An 18,590-nucleotide genomic window follows, 5' to 3' on the forward strand; every position below is an offset into this window, starting at 1 on the left:
ATTTAATAAAATTTATAAATATAGCCACATATCATCACATGATCCGATAACCATCTCCAAGCAAAAAATGACGATCGGGCAGCTTGCCCTGTCTGCCCCGCGGTCATTATCGGCCACGCTGGCCGCAAAAAACCCCGGTCACCGGTACCGGGGTGGTCAGCATCAGGTTTCCGCCTCCAGCCTTCTCCGCGTCTGCAGGATGGCCGGCGCCCACTGCTCGCCGGGGCGTTTCTTGCGCGTGGCCAGCGTCAGGCCGGACGGCGCGAAGATGTTGATGTTATGGGTGTTGGGCGTGGTGATCAGGTACTGCGCCTCGGTGGCTTTCAGGAAGCCGGCGACGCGGTCGATGTTGAAGATGTCCAGATGCGCGAACGGCTCGTCGATGAACACGAAGCCGGATGGGTTGGCCTCGTCCATCATCAGCCCGATCAGCAGGATCAGCGACTTCATCACCTGCTGGCCGCCGGACGCCTCGCCGTCGTTCATGCCCATCATGCCCTTCTGGTCGAAGTTGAACTTCAGCGTGAGGCCAGCCTGCGCCAGCGCGGTGTCGTCATTGGACAGCAGCGGCAGTTCGACCTCGACGCCGATGCCGGCCAGCTCGCCCAGGCGCTTGATGTTGCTGCCGTAGGCGCGCACCGTGGCGCGCAGCTTGCCCAGATACGCCTCGCGCGCGTCGGTGGTCAGGCCGGCGGCGCGTTCCACCTCCGCCTGGCGGCGCTGGCATTCGCGCGCCAGCGCGCTCAGGTCTTCCTGCAGCTTGTCCTTCAGCTGCAGCACCGCGTCGTCGCACTCCCAGTCGCCGGCGGCCAGCTTTTCTTCCAGATAGTGGATCTCGTGGCGCACGTCGGCGGCGGTTTCGAACTCCTCGGTCAGCTGCGCGACGTAGGCGGCATCCTGCGCCGCGACCGGCAGGCGGCTGTGGCTGTCGCGCAATTCGGCCAGCAGGCGACGCAGGGTGCGGCGCGCCTGCTCCGCTTCCAGCCGGCGCGCGGCCTGCCGGTTCAGGCTGTCCTGTTCGCGCTGGCAGACGCGGTCATGCGCCAGCCGCGCGTCGCTGTGCCGGGTTTCGGCGTCGCGGCAGGCGCTGTCGGCATCGGCCAGTGCGGCGCCGTGCTCGGCGACGCTGGCCTGCAGCGTGGTCAGCCGCGCCTCCAGCGCGGCGAATTCGTCGGCGCGGCTGGCCAGCTGGGCGATGGAATCCATGCCCGACAGGTAGTCGGCCAGCGCGGCGATGTCGCGGCTGGCGGCCACCAACTGCTCCTCGCCGGCGATGATGCGCTGGTTCAGCGTCGTCAGCGTGGCGCGCAGGTCCAGCAGCCGCGACTGGCGCGCCGCCTCGCCGAAGGCGAAATCGCGCTGCGGCACGCCGATGTGGCGCGCGCCGCGACGTTCGCGGAAATAGCCTTCCGGCGTGATCCAGTCGCCGTCTTCCTTGCTGCCGGCGGCCACGTCGGCGACGCGGCTAACGCGGTTCATCTGCTGGTACAGCCATTCCGGCGCCGGTTCGGCAAAGCGCACCACCTCCAGCAGGCTGCTGCCGCGCGCGCGCGGCACACTGGCGGTGTCCGGCACCACGAAGTGGCGGTAGCGCAATTTCTCGCCCAGCTGCCAGGCGGCGCGGCGGTCGGCGGGGTCGGCCAGCAGCACCACGTGGCGGTAGGGCTTGAGCAGCGCCTCGACCGCGCCCTGCCACGCGGCATCGGTCACCTCGACGATGTCGCACAGCATGCTGTGCCCGATGCCGGCCTCGTCCAGCGCGGCGCGGAAGTGGCGCACATCGTCCGGCGCGCGCGGCTTGCCGCTTTCCAGCGCCGCCAGTTCGGCGCCGTGCTCGTCGCGCTCGCGCTTGGCACTGCGCAGGCTGTCGCGCAGGCTGTCGGCGTCGTGGCGCAGTGCGGCCAACCTTTGCGTCAGCGTGGCGGCGTCATCGCCGTACTGCTGGCCGGCCAGCGCCTGCAGCCGGTCGCGTTCCTTGAGCTGGCTTTGCACGTCGCGCAGCGCGTCGCGAGCGTGCATGAAGGCCTGCTGCGCGTGGTGGCGCTCGCTGTCGGCCTGGGCGCGGGCGGCCTGCGCCTCGCTCTCGGCGCGGCGCAGCGTGGCCATCAGCTGCAGCGTGGCACGGTGGTCAGCACTGACATTCAGGTAGTCATGCTGTACGCGGCGGTAGTCGCCCCATTGTCGGGCGATGGCGCTGCGGCCATCGATCAGGCCCAGCACCGGCAAGGCCTCGTCGCGCAGGCGGGTGACGCGCTTGTGCAGGCCGGTCCATTCCAGATAGCGGTTGGCGCGCGTCTTCATCGCCTCGACGCGCACTTCCAGCGCCTCCTGCTGCTGCGACAGCGCGTTCAGCTCGGCCTCGGCGGCGCGCTGTTCGTCACGCGCGTGCTGGTAATTGTCGAGCACGTCCTTGTCGCCGAACACCTGGAACACCAGATCCAGCAACTGCTTGGGCGTGTACTCGGTGAGCTTGTCGGTGTCGCCCTGCTCCAGCGCCAGCACCTCGCCGACGGCGGCGGTGAGGCCGGCCGCTTCCAGCCGGCGGCGGTATTCCTGCACCCCCAGCCACGCCAGCGCCGGATCGCCGACCGCGCTGTCCAGCGCCACGTCGCCCTCGGCGATGGCGTAGTGGCGTACCCAGTCGCCGCCCTGCTTCTTGATGCGGCACAGCAGGGTGACCTCCTCGCTCAACAGCGGGAAGAACGGCGTCGGATACAGCCCGCCATTGAGGCGGCGCGGATTGGCGACCACGCCCTTGAGAAAGGCAAACGGCTCGCGGTTGTTGCGCACATAGCGCTTGTAGTCGCGCTTGCCCGAGCACTTGATCGCCAGCAGCGTGCGCAGCGCGTCCAGCAGCGTGGTCTTGCCGGAGCCGTTGGGGCCGATGATGGTGACGATCTGCGCGTCCAGCGGCACGGTCAGCCGCTGCCAGAAGTCCCAGTGCACCATTTCTACCGATTTCATCTGGAACATCAGGCGTTCTCCACTTGGCTGTTGTCGGTTTCTACGACCGGCGCGGTCGCGGCGGCCTCCTGCAGCAGGGCCTGGCGGCGGCCGAGCACGTCGGCCAGCGCGCCTTCGATGATGCGCGGCGCCAGCTGGGCGTAGTCGACCATCAGGTCCAGCATCGGGCCTTCCTCCAGCCACTTGTTGCGGCGGTTGAGGAAGCCGAGGTTGACCAGGCGGCCAAGGTTGGCCGCAAAGCGGGTGCGGCCGCCCAGCTGCTTGCCGAAGTCGGCGTACAGCGCGTCCTCGGAGATGCCGACCGACACCGTGTCGCCGGTTTCCAGCGGCTTTTGCGCGCCGAACATGTCGTGCTGCCCCTCGCGGCCGGCCTCGACGCGGCTGATCTGGCGTTCGCGCTTGGGCAGGATGATCAGCGCCCACACGATCACCAGCAGCGCCACGCCGTCGCGCGGCAGCCCCAGGTTGTTGTTCAGCCACGCTTCACCCGAGCCGAACACCGGCTCGGTCATCGCCGGCAGCAGCGCCACCGCGATGTGCTCGGCGTAGGGGTTTTCCACCAGCCGCAGGCCGACGGCGGCCAACCTCTGGTCCAACTCGGCGCGGAAGGCGTCGTCCAGCAGCGCGCGGCGCGCCAGCGCGTCGCTGCGCGGAATCACGCGGTGCGCCAGCAGGCGCGACACCAGTACGGTGAGGGATTGTTCCATCATGATGTTGAGTCTCGGGATGTCGGGGTCACGGTCAGCTGCGCGTCGGACAGGCTGGCCACCTCCGGGTGGTCCAGCGCCAGCACGACATCGCCGCCGGATAGCGCCAGCGGCAGCTTGGCCAGCGCGGCAATCACGCCGCGGTCGCTGCGGCTTTCCGGGTCGCCCAGCAGCGACAGCAGCGACAGCCGGTAGGCGGTTTCGTTGTAGCTGGCAGCCAGTACCGCGTCGCTGATCGGCACGCCGTCCGCCGGCGCCAGCTGCAGCGCCGCCAGCGTGTCGTACAGCGCCTCGGCCTCCAGCAGGCGTTCGGCCTCGACCGCGTCGGCGGTCTCGGCGCTGGCCGCCGCCGGCAGCGCGTTATCGTGTTCGCGCGCGCGCTCGCGGCCGAGCAGCTCGTACTCGGCAACGTCGGCCAGCTCCGGCGTGGTCAGGAACGCCGGCTCGACGTTGGCCGCAATCACACCGTCGGCCAGCCCCGCCAGCCGAGCCAGGCCCTGGTGGCGCAGCCAGTCGGCGATGTCGGTCGAGGTCAGCCCGGAGCTGCCCAGATGCACGCGCTGCGCCGCCAGCTGCGCCAGCCGGCGCTCGAAGGTGCCCGCCAGCGCAAGCATGCGGCTCTGCGCCAGCGCGATCGCCTGCGCCTGACTCAGCGTGGTCAGGCTCAGCCGCTCGTCGCAGGTCAGGCCGCGCACCACGTCGGTGGACTTCGCCACCCAGCGCCACACCGACTCCAGCCGGTGCTGCGCGGCGCGGATGCGGAATTCGGACTGCGATTCCAGCGCATCGGCGAACTCGGCGTGCAGCTCATTGAGCCGCGCCAGCAGATGCTGCAACGCCTCGTCCGACACCTGCCCCACCGCCTGCCCCGCCGCCACCTGGCTGGCGAGATAGCCCAGCTCGACGTCGTCGCCGGCAAAGTCGATCAGCGTCGCCAGCGCCGACAGCGCCACGCGCGCGGTGTCGGACAAGGCGTAATGGCCGCCGTCGCTGTCGTAAACCAGCAACTCGCCCTCGCGCAGGCGGCCGAGAATGGTGTTCAGCTTGGTGTCGTTGAGATAGGCGAAGCGCTGCGCGATATCCTGCGGCGTCCAGTACGGCGCCTCGGCGCGGCTGCCCAGCTCGTGCAGCACCAGCAACCGCATCAGCACTTCCTCGTCACCGCCGCGAAACAGGGTGACGAAAACCGCCAGATACGGCCACGCCGCCGACAGCCGGTTCAGCGCCGGCAGCGCGTCCGGGCTGAGCCCGGGGCGGAAAAAATCGGAAAGGGAATCCAAGGCAAGCATCCAGCGGCGTTAAACAGCCGTGGATTGTCGGAGCGGACAGGCCGTGCCGTCAATGGCGGCGGGGGATGAGCGCGACGGGAGGGTGGCTCAGGGTGGCGCAGCACAAGCCGGCGCGGCTTGCGGCCAACGTTGAGGCTGTAAGCGGTTTTGTTTTTTTGGCCACGGAAGCACACGGGGAAAACCGCTTTGGCCATGAAACCCACGAAAGAACAAGAAAATAAAAACAAAAGATGGGCAACAACCCATTTCAATCACCAGCCAGTTTGTAGGTCGGGTTAGCGGAGCGTAACCCGACGCGACTTACGGCCAACGTTGTCGCAGTAATCAGTTTTGATTTTTAGCCACAGAAGCACACAGAAAAACATGGACAAAAGCAAAGCTGCTTTGGCCACGAAACCCACGAAAAGACACGAAAATAAAAATGGCAAGGTTGGCCGCAGGCATGTCGGGTTACGCTGCGCTAACCCGATATACGACCTAACCGAACACCACGCCCCACAAAAACCAAAACCGCACCAACGCACCCAATCCCGTTGGCGCAAGCCGTGCAAATTGCCGCCAGCCCGGATACAAGCCGCCCTCTTTTGAGCGCAGCGGATGGGCTGCGCCGGGATGGCGGCAGTTTGCACGGGAATTCTTGCGCCGTCGGGTCGCCTTTTCTTTGCTTACTTTCTTTTTGGCGAAGCAAAAGAAAGTAAGCCGCCGCCGCGCGGAAAGCGGCAGATAGAAAACATCCGCGAAGCGGATACCCCAGACAAAAACAAGGTTGGCCGCAAACCTGTTACGGCTTGCGGCCAACCTTTGTTATTCAATCGCGGTAAGCGTTGGGCTACGTAGGCTCAGCCTAACCTACGTGTTAATTGCTATTAGAGTCCTTCCTCACCAAATAGACAACATAAGCAATAGGAATAAGGAAAACAAAAGCAAAAAAGAAGAGAACTGGGCTGATGTCCCCTCCCGCCTCGTGGACTCCTATGCTAAATACAATTAAAGATAATAATGAGCATAAAATCACAGTGACCGTCCTCATTCGGTACTGCATAAAATCCCTAAAGCCGAGCGGGGGCCTTTTCATCTTGTGATTGAAGAATATGACTCGCATAGCAAGAAAACAGGACAACGCACCAATGATAAAAACATATTTCACCATAAAAATCTTCAGCCTTTATTAGTTTTCCCGTCCGCTCTCAGGACCATAGCTTGGGCTGAGCGCCTGCGAAACCCAACGCTCACCATGTCAGAAACTCAACGTCGCTCGGCCTGCAATCCACCCGAATTTCACCCATCATACCACCCAAAAAATGACAAAAGGGCAAGCCATCCGGCTTGCCCTTGTTTACATCACCTTGCGGCCAACGTTGGCCGCAGCAACTTACTCGGCGCTATCCGCACCCGCATCCGCAGCCGGCGCGTCATCCGCCACCAGCGTCTGGATCGCGGCCACCGGTGCGGCACCGGCCGCGGCGGCGCGGGCCAGCTTGGCGGCGCGTTCGGCTTCTTCCGCCTCCAGGCGCGCCTTCTTCTCGGCGGCGCGCAGCACGTCGAGGTATTCCTTGATCGCGAATACCAGCTCGCGGGTGCCTTCACCGGTCAGGCCGGAGATCACGAAGTGGCGCGGCGCGGTCATGTCGAAGCCGAAGCGGTCGTCGGCCTGCGCCTTCGGCCAGCCGTAGGCTTCGAGGAAGGCGGACACGGTCAGCTCGCGCTCTTCTTCCGGCAGCATGTCGACCTTGTTCAGCACCAGCCAGCGCGGCTTGTTGTACAGCGCTTCGTCGTACTTGCGCAGCTCCTCGACGATGGCGCGTGCCTCGCGCACCGGATCGACGTCCGGATCGAACGGCGCGATGTCGACCAGGTGCAGCAGGATGCCGGTACGCGACAGGTGCTTGAGGAAGCGGTGGCCGAGGCCGGCGCCTTCCGCCGCGCCTTCGATCAGGCCGGGAATGTCGGCGATCACGAAGCTGGAGGTGTCGTCCATGCGCACCACGCCCAGGTTCGGGTGCAGGGTGGTGAACGGATAGTCGGCCACTTTCGGCTTGGCGGCGGACACCGCGCGGATGAAGGTGGACTTGCCGGCGTTGGGCATGCCCAGCAGGCCGACGTCGGCCAGGACCTTCAGCTCCAGGCGCAGGTTGTAGATCTCGCCCTCTTCGCCGCGGGTGAACTGGCGCGGCGCGCGGTTGAGCGAGCTCTTGAAGTGGATGTTGCCGAGGCCGCCCTTGCCGCCCTTGGCCAGCACCAGTTCCTGACCGTGGAAGGTCAGGTCGGCGATCAGCTGGCCGGTGTGCTCGTCGTAGATCTGGGTGCCAACCGGCAGGCGCAGGCGGATGTCGTCGCCGCCCTTGCCGTAGCAGTCGGCGCCGCGGCCGTTCTCGCCGTTAACGGCGAGGTATTTCTTCACGAAGCGGTATTCGACCAGGGTGTTGATGTTTTCATCGGCCACCGCGATCACGTCGCCGCCACGACCGCCGTCGCCGCCGTCCGGGCCGCCACGCGGTACAAATTTTTCACGGCGGAAGCTGCAGCAACCATTGCCGCCCTTGCCGGAGCGCACTTCAATGCGGGCTTCGTCGATAAATTTCATGAAACTCTCCTAAATGCTTGCGAGGAGTCAGGCGCAAACGGCCGCCGGCTGCCCAAGGTTGGCCGCAGCCCCTTGCGCCTCACACCTCGTGTGGCCAATACGATAATCGGACAAACAAAAAAGCCCTATCGTGCGATAGGGCTTTTTCCGGTGGCTACAGAATTACTCTGCGTCAACACCAGTGTACGGAACAACGCTAACGGTCTTGCGCTGGGCAGCGCCTTTAACCGCGAAGTTCACGTAGCCGTCAACCTTGGCGAACAGGGTGTGATCCTTGCCCATGCCAACGTTTTCACCAGCGTGGAAACGGGTGCCACGCTGACGGATGATGATGGAACCAGCCGGGATCAGCTCGCCGCCGTAGGCTTTGGTGCCCAGACGTTTGGCTTCGGAATCACGACCGTTGCGGGAACTACCGCCTGCTTTTTTGTGTGCCATGTCTATTTATCCCTTACTTGGAAATCGCGTCGATGCGGATTTCGGTGTAGTTCTGACGATGACCCTGATGCTTCTGGTAGTGCTTACGACGACGCATCTTGAAGATGCGGATCTTGTCGCCACGACCATGAGCAACCACGGTTGCCTGGACAGTTGCGCCAGCTACCAGAGGCGCGCCTACGGAAACTTGCTCACCGTCAGCAATCATCAGCACTTCTTCAAGTACGATCTGGCTGTCGACGTCTGCAGGTATCTGTTCTACTTTAAGTTTTTCGCCAACGGAAACTTTGTACTGTTTACCGCCAGTTTTTACGACCGCATACATTCGTATAGCTCCTAATATTCTTTCTTGCGCGCAGTGTGCGCGAAGAACGCGAAAATATACGCAAGTGCCTGATAGGTGTCAATATTTTTGTCGACACTGCGTGGCAAACGTGTTTGCCATGGCAACACAGCGGCCTTGTCTGCTAATATCGCGCGGTTTTCCCGACCATTTGAACCGGTAGCAATGTCCTCCACTCCGCTGTTTCGCACGCTGACCGCCGACGATATGCAAGCTGTCGACCAGGTCATCCGCACGCGCCTGCATTCCGACGTCGTCCTGATCCGCCAGGTAGCGGAATACATCATTTCTGCCGGTGGCAAGCGTCTGCGCCCGGTGCTGACGCTGATGGCCGGCCGTGCCATGGGTTACGGCGAACCGTACCTGCACGAGCTGGCGGCGATGGTGGAGTTCATCCACACCGCCACCCTGCTGCACGACGACGTGGTCGACGAATCCGACATGCGCCGCGGCCGCCAGACCGCCAACGCGATGTTCGGCAATGCCGCCAGCGTGCTGGTCGGCGACTTCCTGTACACCCGCGCCTTCCAGATGATGGTCGCCAGCAACAATATGCGCATCCTGGAAGTGATGGCCGGCGCCACCAACATCATCGCCGAGGGCGAGGTGCTGCAGCTGCTCAACATCGGCGACACCAGTCTGACCGAAGAACAATACCTGCTGGTGATCCAGTACAAGACCGCCAAGCTGTTCGAGGCCGCCACCCGCGTCGGCGCCATCATGGCCGGTGCCCGCGCCGAGCAGGAACAGGCCCTGGCCGACTACGGCATGCACCTGGGCACCGCGTTCCAGATCATCGACGACGTACTGGACTACAGTGGCGACGCCGGCACCATCGGCAAGAGCGTCGGCGACGACCTAGCCGAAGGCAAGGTCACCCTGCCGCTGATCTACACCATGCGCCAGGGCAGCGAACAGGCCGCCACCACCGTGCGCGAGGCACTGGAAGCCGCCAGCCGCGAGCGTTTCGGCGAAGTGATGGCTGCGGTACAATCCTGCGGCGCGCTGGACTATGCGCGCGGCGAGGCAGAAAAAGCCGCCGAACGCGCCATCGCGGTGCTGGCCCCGCTGCCGGACAGCGACTACAAGACCGCGCTGGCCGAGCTGGCGCGCCTGTCGGTACGCCGCGACGCCTGACCCCGTTTTCTTGGCTGTCTCCGTAGTTAAATGGATATAACAGCCCCCTCCTAAGGGGCAGTTACAGGTTCGATTCCTGTCGGGGATACCATCATCACCACCAACGCTACCGCCACCGGTAGCGTTTTGCTTATTACGGAAGCTTTCCCATGAACCTGCTGCAACGCCTTGGCCTGCTGATCATCCTCGGCATCGTGCTGGCCACCGCCATCAACCACTTCACCCGCCCGCAGGCCCCGGCCGCCGCCGGCCACAGCGCCAGCCAGCCGCAGTAAGCCGGCGATGCAGGCCCGCACCACCCTCGCCCACCTGCCGACCGCGTTCGGCGCCTGGCCCGAGCATCCGCTGTACGACAGCATCGCGCGCTGGCGCGATGCCGCCGCGTGCCAGGCTTGGCCGCAACAGGCCGACTTCGACCGCCTGATCGAGCACGCGCGCGCCTGCGGCCAACCTTTGCCGCCGCGGCAGCGCTTCCTGCGCGACGCCGACCCCGAGCTGTACTACGAGATGCACATCGGCAGCACCGGCGAGGTGCCGACGCGCGGCGACAACTGGCACGACTGGTTCAATGCGCTGTGCTGGCTGAGCTGGCCGCGCAGCAAGCTGGCGATGAACGCACGCCAGGTGGCGGCGATCAACGGCGACGAATTCCGCCGCGGCCCGCGCCGCGATGCCGGCACGCTGCTGGACGAGAGCGGCGTCGTCGTGCCGTATTGCGACCCGGCGCTGGCGCAGGCCTTGCACGACATGCAGTGGCAGACGCTGTTTGTCGAGCAGCGCGCGGCGTGGGGCACACGCATCGGCGCCCACGTCATCGGTCACGCACTGCTGGAACAGGGGCTGGCGATGCACATAGGCTGGTGCGGCAAGGCGCTGCTGCTGCCGGTGGAAGAGGCGTTTTTCCGGCTGGATGGTGCGGAACAGGTGGACATCCTGGATCAGATGCTGGCGGCACGACTGACGGGCGACGACGACTTTGCCGCCAGCCCGCGCGAACTGCTGCCGCTGCCGCTGCTGGGCATCCCCGGCTGGTGGGACGCCAACCGTGACGCGGCGTTCTACGACAATACCGCCTATTTCCGTCCGACGCGGCGTGCGAAGTCGGCCACCGAGATCGCTTCCAGCTCGCCCATCATCGGCTGAAACACCTCGGCCAGCGCGGCGGCGATGTCGTCGTCGCACTCGCGCAGTTCCGGCCGGTACACGAACAGGCGGAAGATGTCGGCCAGGGCGATCGCCTCCGCGCGCTGGGTCAGCACCCAGGTCTCGCGCTGGCCGCACTGCACGTAACCGGCGGCGGCGAGGCGGTCCAGCACGTGGCCCAGCTCGTCGTAGCCGACCAGCACCTGCTGCCGCAGCGCTTCCGGCCGCAGCGCGCGGCCTTCGCCCTGCGCCTGGTCCAGCAGCACCAGCAGCTCCACCGCATCGAGGAAACGGCGCCGCGACTCGTTGCGCCGCTGCCAGGCGCGCCCCTCCCAGTACGACAGCGACGCGGTCAGCACCGCGCCGGTCAGCACCACCAGCCACAGGCAGAACAGCCACAGCAGCAGCACCGGCAGGCTGGCGAAGGCGCCGTACACCAGCTGATAGCTGGCGATCTCGCCGATGTAGAAGCCGAAGATCAGCTTGGTCACCTCCAGCATCAGCGCGGTGCACAGCGCGCCGAGCAGCGCGTGGCGGCGCGGCACGTAGCGGTAGGGAACGATGCGGAACAGCAGCGCCAGCATCAGCGTCGTCAGCAGCAGGCCGCCGCCGAACTGCAGCGCCTCGTCCAGCAGCGTGGAGTAGCGCTCGATGTGGGTGTACTTGAACAGCACGCGCCAGCCGAGCAGGCCGCCGCCCAGCGCCAGCGGCCCCAGCGTCAGCACCGTCCAGTACACCATGCTCTGCTGCAGCCACGGCCGCGCGCGGCGCACGCCCCAGATACTGTTGAAGGTGCGCTCCACCGTCGCCATCAGCATCAGCGAGGTGGCGCCCAGCATCACGATGCCGGCGGCGGTGAGTTTTTCGGCGTTGTCGGCGAACTGGCGCATGTAGACGGTAATCACCTTGCCGGCGAATTCCGGCACCAGCGTCGACAGCAGCATCACCTTGAAGCGGGTGCTGTAGTCGCCGAACACCGGAAACGCCGACATCACCGTCAGCGCGATGGTCAGCAGCGGCACCAGCGCCAGCAGGGTGGTAAAGGTCAGGCTGCCGGCCACTTGCAGCACGCGCTGCTGCGCCAGCCGCGCGGCGACAAAACGGACAAAGCCGGTCAGGGGCAGGGAGGTAAACGACACGATCATCCGATCAAACACGCTAGAATCCAGCAATTCGCCAATGTTAACCCATAGGAATCTTCATGCACGACATTCTGGTCTTGTACTACAGCCAGCACGGCGCCACCCGCGAGCTGGCCCGCATGATCGCCCGCGGCATCGACAGCGTCGACGGCTGCCGCGCGCGGCTGCGCACCGTGCCCAAGGTCTCCACCGTGTGCGAGGCCACCGCGCCGGCGGTGCCGGACAGCGGCGCGCCCTATGTCGAAAAACAGGATCTGCAAGACTGCGCCGGCCTGGCGCTGGGCAGCCCGACCCGCTTCGGCAACATGGCGGCGGCGATGAAGTACTTCCTCGACGGCACCGCGCCGGAGTGGATGCAGGGTACGCTCGCCGGCAAGCCGGCCTGCGTGTTCACCAGCAGCAGCACCCAGCACGGCGGCCAGGAATCGACGCTGCTGTCGATGATGATCCCGCTGCTGCACCACGGCATGCTGCTGCTGGGCCTGCCGTTCACCGAGCCGGCACTGAGCCACACCCGTACGGGCGGCACCCCCTACGGTGCCAGCCATGTCGCCGGCCACGACAACAACGTGACGCTGAGCGAGGACGAGAAGCAGCTCGCCATCGCCCAGGGCCGCCGCCTGGCCGAGGCCGCGCGCAAGCTGGCCGCCTGATCGCGGATCAAGGTTGGCCGCAAGCGTTGCGGCCAACCTTGCGCTGCCCGCCGCACGTCTTCGCACCACACCTCTCCGCACCACACCTCTCCGCACCGCTCATCTTCGCACCGCACTTCTCCGCCTCACATTTCCCGCTAAGCCGCACCGGCGACGGAACCGCGCCCCCGGCGGCCGGTCAAATCGACGCGCAACGGCTGGACAAGCCAGCCACCCGCGCCCACAACAAATGGCCGCGCCCCGCCCGCCGCATGGCGTTCGGGGTCAATGCGTGCCTTACATTTTCTACACACAAGGAGTCATCAACACCATGGAACAGGCCCTCCCCTCGATCGGATCGCCTTTCTTTTACGCTGTCTTTTTCGTGGCCGTACTGCTCATGATCGCCGTCGACATGCTGGCACTGAAGCAGAGCGGCTCCCACAAGGTGTCGATCAAGGAAGCCGGCATCTGGTCGGCGATCTGGGTCGGCGTCGCCTGCAGCTTCGGCGGCTGGCTGTGGTGGTATCTGGCCAATGATCCGGCCTACGGTCCCGCCGTCGCCAACCAGAAAACGCTGGAATACTTCACCGGCTACGTAATCGAAAAATCGCTGGCCGTCGACAACATCTTCGTGTTCCTGCTGATCTTCGGCTTCTTCAAGGTGCCGGTGGAATACCAGCGCCGCGTGCTGCTGTACGGCGTGTTCGGCGCCATCGTGCTGCGCACGGTGATGGTGTTCCTCGGTGCCGCGCTGGTAAAGGAATTCAGCTGGATCCTGTACGTGTTCGGGGCCTTCCTGCTGTTTACCGGCCTGAAGATGATGCTGCCGGAGAAGGATGAGCAGGCCGATCTGGCCGATAACGCGCTGCTGCGCTTCCTGCGCCGCCACCTGCGCATTACCGACGACTACCACGGCGAAGCCTTCTTCGTGATGAAGAACGGCCTGCGCTACGCCACGCCGATGTTCCTGGTGCTGATGATGGTGGAGCTGTCCGACGTGGTGTTCGCGGTGGACAGCATCCCGGCCATCTTCGCGGTGACCATGGACCCGTTCATCGTGCTGACCTCCAACATCTTCGCCATCCTCGGTCTGCGCGCGATGTTCTTCCTGCTCGCCGACGTTGCCGACCGCTTCCACCTGCTGCGTTACGGCCTCGCCATCGTGCTCAGCTTCATCGGCGTCAAGCTGCTGATGCTGAAATTCCTGCACATTCCGGTGGCGGTGTCGCTGGCGGTGGTGTTCGTGGTCATCATCGGCTCGGTGATCGCCTCGCTGCTGTTCCCGAAAAAAGCCGCCTGACCCGGTGCTGCCTGCGGCCAACCTTGGTGTTACAAGGTTGGCCGCAGGCTTTTCCACCCCTTCCCGCCGCCACTCCCCCTCACTCCCAGCCCGCGGCAGGCCGGCACTGGCGTATGATTTGGTGAGGCAACGCGAACATTGTTCGCAAAAATGATGCCGACATCCTACAACGGATGTGAACACTGCCCGAACCCGTGACCCCTTGCCCGCGCCAGAGTCCGACATGCACACGCCCCGATTGCCCGCCAACGAGCACGACCGCCTGGCCGCCCTGCAGCGTCTGGGTGTGCTGGACACGCCGCCCGCCGCCGAGCTGGACCGCCTCACCCGGCTGGCGCAGCGCGTGTTCAAGGTCAAGACCGTGCTGGTGACGCTGGTCGACGCCAAGCGGCAGTGGTTCAAGTCGCGCGTCGGGCTGGAAGTCAGCGAAACGGCGCGCGATATCTCCTTCTGCGGCCACGCCATCCTGCAGCCGCAGGCGCTACTGGTCGCCGATGCACGCCTGGACCCGCGCTTTGCCGACAACCCGCTGGTGACGGCGGCGCCGCACATCGTGTTCTACGCCGGACAGCCGATCTTCTCCCGTGCCGGTCACGCGCTGGGCACGCTGTGCCTGATCGACGACCAGCCACGGCAGCTCGACGACGGCGAGCAGCAGACGCTGCAGGACCTGGCGCGGATGGTAGAGCAGTACCTGTGGGGGCTGGAAGCGGCGCAGGATCTGCAGCAGCTGCAGGCCGAGCTGGAGCAGCGCGTGCAGCTGCGCACACAGGAGCAGGAAACCACGCTGGCGCAGCTGCACCAGGAAATCGCGCAGCGCAACGCCTACGAAAGCGCGCTACTGGCGGAGAAGGAGCACTTTCACGCCACGCTGGAAAACACCACCGACGCCTTCATCGAGATCGACGAGCAGGGGCTGGTGGTCGGCTGGAACCGCGCCGCGGAGAGCACCTTCGGCTGGACGCGAGAGGAGGCCGGCGGCCGGCTGCTGGCCGAGCTGATCATCCCGCCGCCGCTGCGCGCCGCCCACCACGCCGGCCTGTGCCGCTTCGTGCGCACCGGCCAGCCACGGATGCTGGGACAGCGCGTCGAGGTCAGCGCCTGTCGCAAGGACGGCAGCACCTTCCCGATCGAGCTGACGCTGAGCGCGATCCACAGCCAGGGGCGGATGCTGATCAACGCCTTCCTGCACGACATCTCGCAACGCAAGGCCGACGAGGCCGAGATCCTCGACAGCCGCGCCCGCATCAAGATGATCACCGACAATGTGCCGGCCATCATCGCCTATATCGATACCGGGCTGCACTACCGCTTCGTCAACCTCGGCTACGAGAAATGGTTTGGCTGGAAGGCGGACACCATCACCGGCAGCAAGGTCGCCGACATGCTCGACAGCGAAGTGTACGCGGTGGCACGGCCGCATTTCGACAAGGTGCTGCGCGGCGAGCAGAGCGAATACGAGGTGCAGATGGCCAGCCTGCACGGCAAGATCTGGGTCCACATCACCCTGATCCCGCACTACAACCCGCAGCGGCAACTGCAGGGCTTCTACGTGCTGGGCGTGGACATCACCGAGCGCAAGCAGCTGCAGGACCAGCTGCAATTCGAGGCCTACCACGACTCGCTGACCGGGCTGCCCAACCGCCGCGCGCTGATGCAGAGCCTGCGCGAGGCGATGGCCCGCAGCCGCCGCAGCGGCAACAGCATGGCGCTGCTGTTTCTCGACCTCGACGGCTTCAAGGCGCTGAACGACAGTCACGGCCACGACTTCGGCGACATGGCGCTGCAGCGCTTCGCCCGCGAGCTGCGCGGTGCGGTACGCGAGACCGATAGCGCCGCCCGGCTGGCCGGCGACGAGTTCACCGTCATCCTGGAAAACCTGGTGCAGCCGCAGCAGGACAGCGCACTGGTGGCCGGCAAGCTGCTGCAGCAGATCGCCTCCATCCACAGCATCGCCGGCGTGGCGGTCACCCTGTCCAGCAGCATCGGCATCGCCCTCTACGACGGCAGCCACGACAGCAGCGCCAATACCCTGCTCAACGCCGCCGACAAGGCGATGTACCAGGCCAAGCGCGCCGGCAAGAACCGCCTGGCCTTTTACGGCGACGCCCCGCCATAGCCACGGCAGCAGCAGTGGCGGCCGCCGGCGCTTCTGGCATAATCGCTGGCACACCGCCTTGATCCGGCGTTGCCACCACCGCAACCGGCAGTCCGCTGCCGCCACCGGATCCAGCACCGCCGGAGCCGTTGTCATGCTGCACTACCTGCCAGATTCACTCTACGTTCGCAATCGTCTGACCCAGAGCAGCGATCTCGAAATCTGGCTCAGCGCCGGAGAAAAGCAGCGCCGCCAGGAGCGCGCGCGCAGCCATTTCCACGACCCGCAGCCGGTGTGCCCGCCGCAGCACGAACAGGACCCGTTCCTGGCGCTGCCGTGGGCCTATGCCCAGCTGGAGTGGCTGACCACCCGCCTGCTCGACCATGACGACAGCGAGCAACAGCTGCGCGCGCTGGCCGGCAGCCTGCGCCGGCTGGCCAATCACGCCCCGGAAGCCACGCTGGCCGCCGGCCTGCTGCTGCCCTACGCCCACTACGCGCACGCCCATGCCGTGCATGTCGCGCTGCTGGTGGCGCGGCTGACACAGCGGCTGGCACTGGCGGAAGCCGAGTGCGAGTCACTGGTCTGCGCCGCGCTGACCATGAATATCGCGATGGTCAACCTGCAGCAGCAACTCAGCCACCAGGCCGAGGCGCTGTCCTCGCTGCAGGCCAAGCAGCTGCGCCTGCACCCGCTGGCCAGCTCCGCGATGCTGCGCGAAGTCGGTGTCGATGACGAGATCTGGCATCTGGCGATTCTGGAACATCATGAACAGTGGAACGGCAAGGGCTATCCGTTCGGCCTCGGCCGCAGCAAGATCAGCCCCGGCGCCCACCTGCTGCATGTCGCCGATGTCGCGATGGCGCGACTGCACCCCCGCCACTACCGCCGCTCGCAGCTACCCAAGAGCGCGATGGTGCAACTGTTCCAGCAACGCGACACCCTGGCCGACGCCAAGCTGGCCGATTGCCTGATCAAGGAGGTAGGCCTGTATCCGCCGGGCAGCTTCGTCAAGCTGGAGCAGGGCGACACCGCCATCGTGGTGCAGCACGGCGACGACATCACCACGCCGCTGACCGTCCGCTTCGGCCGCGACGCCAGCATCGTGCCGACGGCAAGCCGCATCGCCAGCCCGGCACAAATGACGGTCGAAGCGCGCCACCTGCCGGCACTGGCCAGGCTGTGGCAATGCCGGGTCGACAGCCCGACGGGCTAGGCGGTAGCAAACAGAAAAAGAAGTGGAGGACAGCCGAGGCACACGGGTCAGCAAACGCAGCAACGCCGTGCGGAACAGAAAAACAAAAAGCCCAGTCTGGCGACTGGGCTTGATGTCTGTATTCATGGTGGGTCGTGCGGGATTCGAACCTGCGACAAACGGATTAAAAGTCCGCTGCTCTACCAACTGAGCTAACGACCCCCGTAAGGGTCCTGATGGTGGGTCGTGCGGGATTCGAACCTGCGACAAACGGATTAAAAGTCCGCTGCTCTACCAACTGAGCTAACGACCCATCAGGGGTCTCGGTGGTGGGTCGTGCGGGATTCGAACCTGCGACAAACGGATTAAAAGTCCGCTGCTCTACCAACTGAGCTAACGACCCCCGAGAGAACGAAACTATACCGAAGCCGATTTTTCGCGTCAAGATTTTCTTGGCCGATAATTTGAAATTTGTGCTATCCGCCAATATTCCGTAGCAAAACACACGCAAAAACAATTTTTGCGTCAAGGGCTTGAAAGAACTTCCGCGGCCACCCATGTCAAATAAGCCGGCAACCCGGCCGCCAGCGGCAGCGCGACGATCTCCGGCACCTCGTAGGGATGCAGCTGCAGCAAGCGCGCCTGCAGTGCCGGATAGGCCGCCGCGGTGGTCTTGATCTGCAACGGCACCTCGCTGGCGTTTTCCAGCTTGCCCTGCCAGCGATACACTGAGCGGCACGGCGCCATGATATTGACACAGGCGGCGAGTTGCTCGCCGACCAGCGTCTCCGCAATTTGTTGTGCCAGTGCCGCATCCGGCACATTGCACAGCACCATGATCACTTCCATCTGGATACCTGTTTTATGCGTGCGTTTCTGATCGTATTACTGCTGTACCCGTTTGCCGAGATCTTCTCGCTGGTCACGCTGGCCGACGCCATCGGCGGCGGCTGGACCATCGCCTGGCTGCTGTTCACCGTGCTGCTCGGCGTGGCGATGATGCGCAACAGCAAGCTGGCCAGCCTGCTGACCATCGGCTCGGTGCTGAAACAGGGCCAGGTGTCGCTGCTCGCCCTGCTGTGGCCGCTGCGCGTGATGCTGGCCGGCCTGCTGTTTGCCATTCCCGGCCTGATCAGCGACGTGCTGGCCCTGCTGCTGATGCTGCCATGGCGCGGCCCGACACTGGCGAACATGGCACCACCGTCGCCACCACCGGCCGCGGACGGCAGCGCCGGCGGTGACATCATCGAAGGCGAATACCAGCGCGTCGACAAGACCGTCGATCCCAACTCACGGCTGCATTAAGGCCTGCAAGCGGGCCAGTACCGTGGCGGCATCGATGCCGCGGATGGCGACGATCTTGTGGCGGTTGCGCTCGCCGCTGAGCAGCGTCACCGACGACTTGGACACCGCCAGCGCCTGCGCCAGCCACAGTAGCAGCGCGGCATTGGCCTTGCCCTCCACCGGCGGTGCGGCCAACCTGATTTTCAGCGCGTCGCCGTGTTCGCCAACCAGCGCCGTCTTGCGCGCACCGGGCTGCAGGTGCAAGGTCAGCCGAACACCGTCCGGCTGCGAAGTTAACCAGGGGTTCATGGCCTGCCCCACCTCAAAAAAG

General features: G+C 65.1%; 18 protein-coding genes and 4 tRNA genes. 9 read left to right on the plus strand and 13 right to left on the minus strand.

The annotated features are described in order from the left end of the window. Window positions 1-162: 162 nt before the first annotated feature. From PQU89_RS08135 to rplU, 7 genes are all read right to left on the minus strand, one after another. Window positions 163-2,973 (minus strand): AAA family ATPase, encoded by a 2,811-nt coding sequence (locus PQU89_RS08135; RefSeq protein WP_272765385.1) that lies wholly within the window; start codon window positions 2,971-2,973, stop codon window positions 163-165. Continuing rightward, on the minus strand, window positions 2,973-3,674 hold the full coding sequence (locus PQU89_RS08140; RefSeq protein WP_272765386.1) for a hypothetical protein: 702 nt from the start codon (window positions 3,672-3,674) through the stop codon (window positions 2,973-2,975). Before PQU89_RS08140 ends, PQU89_RS08135 begins: the two co-directional genes overlap by 1 nt. Further along, on the minus strand, window positions 3,671-4,960 hold the full coding sequence (locus PQU89_RS08145; protein WP_272765387.1) for a hypothetical protein: 1,290 nt from the start codon (window positions 4,958-4,960) through the stop codon (window positions 3,671-3,673). Before PQU89_RS08145 ends, PQU89_RS08140 begins: the two co-directional genes overlap by 4 nt. A gap of 477 nt (window positions 4,961-5,437) precedes the next feature. Next, window positions 5,438-5,758 carry a hypothetical protein gene (locus PQU89_RS08150; RefSeq protein WP_272765388.1) on the minus strand — a complete coding sequence of 107 codons (321 nt, stop codon included), beginning with the start codon at window positions 5,756-5,758 and terminating at the stop codon, window positions 5,438-5,440. Between the two features lie 574 nt (window positions 5,759-6,332). Further along, complete coding sequence (obgE, locus tag PQU89_RS08155; protein WP_272765389.1) at window positions 6,333-7,544, minus strand: GTPase ObgE; 1,212 nt, start codon at window positions 7,542-7,544, stop codon at window positions 6,333-6,335. Between the two features lie 162 nt (window positions 7,545-7,706). After that, a complete protein-coding gene (gene rpmA / locus PQU89_RS08160; protein ID WP_047966597.1) occupies window positions 7,707-7,982 on the minus strand; it encodes a 50S ribosomal protein L27 in 276 nt (91 codons plus the stop codon). Window positions 7,983-7,995: 13 nt separating this feature from the next. Next, the gene (gene rplU / locus PQU89_RS08165) at window positions 7,996-8,307 is read right to left on the minus strand and encodes a 50S ribosomal protein L21 (RefSeq protein WP_082133678.1); all 312 of its coding nucleotides are present in this window, start codon (window positions 8,305-8,307) and stop codon (window positions 7,996-7,998) included. A gap of 183 nt (window positions 8,308-8,490) precedes the next feature. Here rplU and ispB point away from each other — a divergent pair, with 183 nt between their 5' ends. From ispB to PQU89_RS08185, 4 genes are all read left to right on the plus strand, one after another. Then, window positions 8,491-9,462, plus strand: a complete 972-nt coding sequence (ispB, locus tag PQU89_RS08170) for an octaprenyl diphosphate synthase (RefSeq protein WP_272765390.1) — start codon at window positions 8,491-8,493, stop codon at window positions 9,460-9,462. 16 nt (window positions 9,463-9,478) lie between these two features. After that, window positions 9,479-9,553: transfer RNA gene (locus PQU89_RS08175), tRNA-Arg, on the plus strand. A 58-nt stretch (window positions 9,554-9,611) separates the two neighbouring features. Further along, entirely contained in the window at window positions 9,612-9,737 is a 126-nt protein-coding gene (locus PQU89_RS08180) for a hypothetical protein (protein ID WP_272765391.1), read from the plus strand. Between the two features lie 7 nt (window positions 9,738-9,744). Continuing rightward, on the plus strand, window positions 9,745-10,605 hold the full coding sequence (locus PQU89_RS08185; protein WP_272765392.1) for a DUF3025 domain-containing protein: 861 nt from the start codon (window positions 9,745-9,747) through the stop codon (window positions 10,603-10,605). Here PQU89_RS08185 and PQU89_RS08190 read toward each other — a convergent pair. Continuing rightward, on the minus strand, window positions 10,536-11,762 hold the full coding sequence (locus PQU89_RS08190; protein WP_272765393.1) for a YihY family inner membrane protein: 1,227 nt from the start codon (window positions 11,760-11,762) through the stop codon (window positions 10,536-10,538). The two genes, PQU89_RS08185 and PQU89_RS08190, sit on opposite strands and share 70 nt — an antisense overlap. Before the next feature lie 44 nt (window positions 11,763-11,806). Between PQU89_RS08190 and wrbA the strand changes: the two genes are divergently transcribed. The 4 genes from wrbA (at window position 11,807) to PQU89_RS08210 (ending at window position 16,996) form a co-directional block, all read left to right on the plus strand. Then, window positions 11,807-12,400, plus strand: coding sequence for an NAD(P)H:quinone oxidoreductase (gene wrbA / locus PQU89_RS08195; protein WP_047966602.1), 594 nt, complete (start codon window positions 11,807-11,809; stop codon window positions 12,398-12,400). 310 nt (window positions 12,401-12,710) lie between these two features. Continuing rightward, entirely contained in the window at window positions 12,711-13,682 is a 972-nt protein-coding gene (locus PQU89_RS08200; protein WP_272765394.1) for a TerC family protein, read from the plus strand. Between the two features lie 223 nt (window positions 13,683-13,905). Continuing rightward, window positions 13,906-15,801, plus strand: coding sequence for a sensor domain-containing diguanylate cyclase (locus PQU89_RS08205; RefSeq protein WP_272765395.1), 1,896 nt, complete (start codon window positions 13,906-13,908; stop codon window positions 15,799-15,801). A gap of 133 nt (window positions 15,802-15,934) precedes the next feature. Beyond that, the gene (locus PQU89_RS08210) at window positions 15,935-16,996 is read left to right on the plus strand and encodes an HD-GYP domain-containing protein (protein WP_272765396.1); all 1,062 of its coding nucleotides are present in this window, start codon (window positions 15,935-15,937) and stop codon (window positions 16,994-16,996) included. Window positions 16,997-17,121: 125 nt separating this feature from the next. On the opposite strand, the gene PQU89_RS08215 is transcribed toward PQU89_RS08210, so the two are convergent. From PQU89_RS08215 to cutA, 4 genes are all read right to left on the minus strand, one after another. After that, window positions 17,122-17,197: transfer RNA gene (locus PQU89_RS08215), tRNA-Lys, on the minus strand. Window positions 17,198-17,212: 15 nt separating this feature from the next. Further along, window positions 17,213-17,288: transfer RNA gene (locus PQU89_RS08220), tRNA-Lys, on the minus strand. 14 nt (window positions 17,289-17,302) lie between these two features. Further along, window positions 17,303-17,378, minus strand: a tRNA-Lys gene (locus PQU89_RS08225). Window positions 17,379-17,500: 122 nt separating this feature from the next. Next, on the minus strand, window positions 17,501-17,824 hold the full coding sequence (cutA, locus tag PQU89_RS08230) for a divalent-cation tolerance protein CutA (protein ID WP_047966605.1): 324 nt from the start codon (window positions 17,822-17,824) through the stop codon (window positions 17,501-17,503). Window positions 17,825-17,839: 15 nt separating this feature from the next. Here cutA and PQU89_RS08235 point away from each other — a divergent pair, with 15 nt between their 5' ends. Then, window positions 17,840-18,280, plus strand: a complete 441-nt coding sequence (locus tag PQU89_RS08235; RefSeq protein WP_272765397.1) for an FxsA family protein — start codon at window positions 17,840-17,842, stop codon at window positions 18,278-18,280. On the opposite strand, the gene PQU89_RS08240 is transcribed toward PQU89_RS08235, so the two are convergent. Continuing rightward, entirely contained in the window at window positions 18,266-18,568 is a 303-nt protein-coding gene (locus tag PQU89_RS08240; protein WP_272765398.1) for a DUF167 domain-containing protein, read from the minus strand. The two genes, PQU89_RS08235 and PQU89_RS08240, sit on opposite strands and share 15 nt — an antisense overlap. Window positions 18,569-18,590 lie beyond the last annotated feature (22 nt).

Origin of the sequence: Vogesella indigofera (assembly GCF_028548395.1) — a bacterium.
GTDB classification, from domain to species: Bacteria; Pseudomonadota; Gammaproteobacteria; order Burkholderiales; family Chromobacteriaceae; genus Vogesella; species Vogesella indigofera_A.

Coding starts and splice junctions, on each gene's coding strand:
- PQU89_RS08135 (WP_272765385.1), bottom strand. CDS start 2,973: ATGTTCCAGATGAAATCGGTAGAAATGGTGCACTGGGACTTCTGGCAG.
- PQU89_RS08140 (WP_272765386.1), bottom strand. CDS start 3,674: ATGATGGAACAATCCCTCACCGTACTGGTGTCGCGCCTGCTGGCGCAC.
- PQU89_RS08145 (WP_272765387.1), bottom strand. CDS start 4,960: ATGCTTGCCTTGGATTCCCTTTCCGATTTTTTCCGCCCCGGGCTCAGC.
- obgE (WP_272765389.1), bottom strand. CDS start 7,544: ATGAAATTTATCGACGAAGCCCGCATTGAAGTGCGCTCCGGCAAGGGC.
- rpmA (WP_047966597.1), bottom strand. CDS start 7,982: ATGGCACACAAAAAAGCAGGCGGTAGTTCCCGCAACGGTCGTGATTCC.
- rplU (WP_082133678.1), bottom strand. CDS start 8,307: ATGTATGCGGTCGTAAAAACTGGCGGTAAACAGTACAAAGTTTCCGTT.
- ispB (WP_272765390.1), top strand. CDS start 8,491: ATGTCCTCCACTCCGCTGTTTCGCACGCTGACCGCCGACGATATGCAA.
- PQU89_RS08180 (WP_272765391.1), top strand. CDS start 9,612: ATGAACCTGCTGCAACGCCTTGGCCTGCTGATCATCCTCGGCATCGTG.
- PQU89_RS08185 (WP_272765392.1), top strand. CDS start 9,745: ATGCAGGCCCGCACCACCCTCGCCCACCTGCCGACCGCGTTCGGCGCC.
- wrbA (WP_047966602.1), top strand. CDS start 11,807: ATGCACGACATTCTGGTCTTGTACTACAGCCAGCACGGCGCCACCCGC.
- PQU89_RS08200 (WP_272765394.1), top strand. CDS start 12,711: ATGGAACAGGCCCTCCCCTCGATCGGATCGCCTTTCTTTTACGCTGTC.
- PQU89_RS08205 (WP_272765395.1), top strand. CDS start 13,906: ATGCACACGCCCCGATTGCCCGCCAACGAGCACGACCGCCTGGCCGCC.
- PQU89_RS08210 (WP_272765396.1), top strand. CDS start 15,935: ATGCTGCACTACCTGCCAGATTCACTCTACGTTCGCAATCGTCTGACC.
- cutA (WP_047966605.1), bottom strand. CDS start 17,824: ATGGAAGTGATCATGGTGCTGTGCAATGTGCCGGATGCGGCACTGGCA.
- PQU89_RS08235 (WP_272765397.1), top strand. CDS start 17,840: ATGCGTGCGTTTCTGATCGTATTACTGCTGTACCCGTTTGCCGAGATC.
- PQU89_RS08240 (WP_272765398.1), bottom strand. CDS start 18,568: ATGAACCCCTGGTTAACTTCGCAGCCGGACGGTGTTCGGCTGACCTTG.